Source organism: Edaphobacter aggregans DSM 19364 (assembly GCF_000745965.1).
Lineage (GTDB): Bacteria > Acidobacteriota > Terriglobia > Terriglobales > Acidobacteriaceae > Edaphobacter > Edaphobacter aggregans.
This window is the reverse complement of the sequence record NZ_JQKI01000202.1, coordinates 4464-7636: the sequence shown is the minus strand read 5'-3', so window position 1 is coordinate 7636 and position 3173 is coordinate 4464. Positions and strand designations below refer to the sequence as shown.

3 protein-coding genes are annotated in these 3173 nt (G+C 58.5%); all 3 read right to left on the bottom strand.

What is annotated here, in order from left to right:
* Positions 1-373: 373 nt before the first annotated feature.
* Entirely contained in the window at positions 374-2200 is a 1827-nt protein-coding gene (locus Q363_RS29310; protein WP_084080894.1) for a Tn3 family transposase, read from the bottom strand.
* Positions 2201-2327: 127 nt separating this feature from the next.
* A complete protein-coding gene (locus Q363_RS29305) occupies positions 2328-2753 on the bottom strand; it encodes a hypothetical protein (protein ID WP_051979504.1) in 426 nt (141 codons plus the stop codon).
* Positions 2754-2897: 144 nt separating this feature from the next.
* Positions 2898-3173 (bottom strand): hypothetical protein (locus Q363_RS47130; protein ID WP_211256423.1); only part of this gene is annotated, 276 nt, incomplete at its 5' end.

Below are 3173 nucleotides of genomic sequence, written 5' to 3'. Positions count from 1 at the left end.
ATTGACGCAGCACATTACCTTGGAAGGCGAAAACGCCTCGTCATACAAGGACGACGTCCAGCGAACGTTCGATCTTACTCTTGCGCCGGGAATGAGCAGAATTGCAATCGCCATCGACCGGGCTTATGCGCGCGATCCGCTTCATTACAAGCAAAACTGAGGCTGGTCGGCCAGCCGGGCAGATAGGTGGCTGGTCTTTCGGGTCGGTTCATGCCAAATCGCCAACGCACTCAGCGAGGGCGTCCCTAGACGGCTGTGCTGGACGAGGTCCTGATCTTTCGCAGTTTAAAGTCGCCCATCCAGCGCAAACGATTCAATTCACAAAAGATAATTCGCCACCAGTGTCAACATTGCTGTCACCAGGGGCAATCTGTCATCCGGTCATCTGCTCGTAGCCGAGAAGGAGTTGGGCTCCGATCGATTGGGGACCGAATCGCGGCGGATCGAGGGGCAGCCGGGAGTGGAAGTCGAGCCGAAAGCTGCCGTAGGGATTGATGTGGCTGTGAATCATGGGCGTGACGCCTCGCCGGTCGTCGGTGTTGAGGCGACCGCTCCAGGCAGGTTCAGCCAGCACCTGCTGGATCATAAGAGTGTTGATGTAAACGAGCGAGAGTTGGATCAGATGGAGACAGAGCATCCCGATCTCCTGATCGTCGATGCGGTTGGATGCCATCTCTCCGCCCTTGCCGAAGTAGATGAAGTCGTTGACGTTGTTCCAGTTTTCGATGACGTTCAGGCCTTCGTGGATCTCCCGGCGCAACTCCAGTGATTGCAGGTAGCGACAGAGGAAGATGGTCTTGGTGGCCTTCCCCATCTCGGCGAGCGCTTTGTAAACGGGATGTTGCACATTGGAACGGCGGAAGCGGCGCAGGATATCGTCGGTGTCGGCGGTGCCCAGCCTCAGCGCAGTCGCATACTTGACCATCTGGTCGTACTGTTGCGGGATCAGTTCCCAGTTGATCGTCCGCGACAAGACCGGCGCAAGACCGGGGTACGCGGTCGAATCATCCGTCCGGTAGAGCCGTTGCGTGGCGATGGCCTTGAGCCGGGGCAGCAGCTCGAAGCCCAGCAGCCTGCAGAAGGCGAAGGCCACTTCGCTCTGGCCGTGGCTGTCGGTGTATTGCCTTTGTACCTCCATGTCCGTGCAGTGACGCAGGACGCCTTCGATCATGGCGGCGACCTCGGAGGAGGAACACCGTTTCAGTTGTGAGTAAATGCAGGCGGATTTGCGGTCGACGTGCCAGTAAATCATGACGCCACGACCGCCATAGCGGGCGTGCCACTCGGTCATCAGGTTCTGGTCCCAGGCGCCGAACTTCTTCGAGTCCGAGGCGCAGGCCGTCGTTCCGTGGCCCCAAATCTCGGGAGATCGGGCACGCAGCGTGGCATTGACTACCTCGCGTATGGCGGCGCGGAGCTGGTCCTTGTTGATATAGCGGCGGCGGATGTAGAGCAGGTCTTTATAGTTGGTCCGCTGTTGTCCTGCGCTCATGCGCTTGATGCCTGCGTTTGATCCCAGCCCGTAGAGAGTCAGCAGCAGGCGTTCCTGGAGGACTTCCCGGTCCAGGTTCTCCCACACTGTGGCGCTTCGAAATACGTCGGTGAACCGGATGCGGAGATCGGTTTCTTTGAAGACATCGAGCAGGCTCGTCATGGGCCACCGCTCGACCATTCTGGCCTTGAGTGCGCCAAGATTCGCAGGTTCGCTCTGAACGGGAAGAGGAGAAAGTCTGATTCGACCACGGTTCTTCTCCTCGATCTTGACGTATTCATTGGCAGCCAAACCATCATGAAAGCCGGTGAGCGCCTCCTGCATCTCACGTTTGATGCCTGCGATGAAGGCCTCTGCCGTGGAGGGAAGCTTCAAGGCCGCGTAGTAGGTCGAGCGCTCCTGATCGAAGTCGCCGGGAAGATCTTCATCCGGGTTTCGATAGCGGTTTGCTCCCTCGATCCAAATCTCCTTCGAGCGGAGGCGCTCCCGCAGCGCCAGCAGAACGCACACCTCATAGGCGATGCGGTTGACGCGCTCTTGGCCCTCCTCATCCCGCTCCAGTACGGTTTCGAGCCAAGGACCGCGCACGATTCCCTTGATAGGCACCACTTCACTAAGGGGATAGACATGCAATCGACTACCGGCGAACCGCTTGACGATGGCAAGCGCATCGAGAACCGGACGGTGTATTTCACCACACCCTGTCATTTCTAAAGAGCGCCAACACGGAGTATTAGCGCCGGATAGAAATGTCACACCTTTGCCCGATAGAAATGTCCGATTACCAGTAGCGAGAAGTGACCGCGACAAAAGAATCGCAGAGGAACGTCGCCCCTCAAGGTTGATGCTGGAGAAGCATCTCAACGCTGCGCCGAGGTGGATTGGAGCCCATCGTCATCTCGGTCGTCTCGGCCCACTCTCCTTTGTCGGTCAGGTGCATTGCATTGACGATCTGAGCCGGACCGGAGGCGTAGCTCCAGGAAAAGCCATTCACCGGAACCGTGAGTTCTGTATCGAGATAGTGGCCGTCGTTGTAAGCGCGGAAATAGTAAGAGCTCGCTGCGTCGTCAAAGGTGACGGTGGCGAGTGCGCTGAACACCGCCTTTCCCTCTGCGTCCCGGCTGGTGCCTTCAATCAGAAGAACAAGGCCATCGAGCTTGTACTGCACCTCTTCAGTCTGGATGACGTGAATTGGTTGCGGACCGTGGAAGATGGTCGCGGGGCCTGACCATCGACCCACAAGAAAGGCCAGCTTCTTCATGGCCTCTCGCTGTTTCGCAGTATCCGCGGACGATGGGCCCCGTTGTCCTGCAGGCGCAAGGGTGCAGCAAAGAAGCAAGGCAGCAAAAAATGGGATTCGCATGTGCAAGCAAATGTATCACTGCGAGGGTATGGCAGACGAGTGTTAGAGCGGCGCGATCTCCGCGCGCGGCCCACCACTGCTGCCAGCCAGCCGCCGTGTCCCCTCTGCTCCGGTCCCATGATCGTGGTGGAACGCATCACGGCTCAAGATCTGCGCTACGCTCTGATCCCCATCAGGCAACCGGCGTATGCGCTCGACAGCTCCTGAACCAGCACTGAGAACCGCTGCCCGATGACCTGCTGCAACTCCATCCCGACCCTTCCGCGCATGCGTGGTCCCGCACGTAACACTCTGCTGCGCCTTCTGAACCAGCTTCGA

Coding starts and splice junctions, on each gene's coding strand:
- Q363_RS29310 (WP_084080894.1), bottom strand. CDS start 2,200: ATGACAGGGTGTGGTGAAATACACCGTCCGGTTCTCGATGCGCTTGCC.
- Q363_RS29305 (WP_051979504.1), bottom strand. CDS start 2,753: ATGAAGAAGCTGGCCTTTCTTGTGGGTCGATGGTCAGGCCCCGCGACC.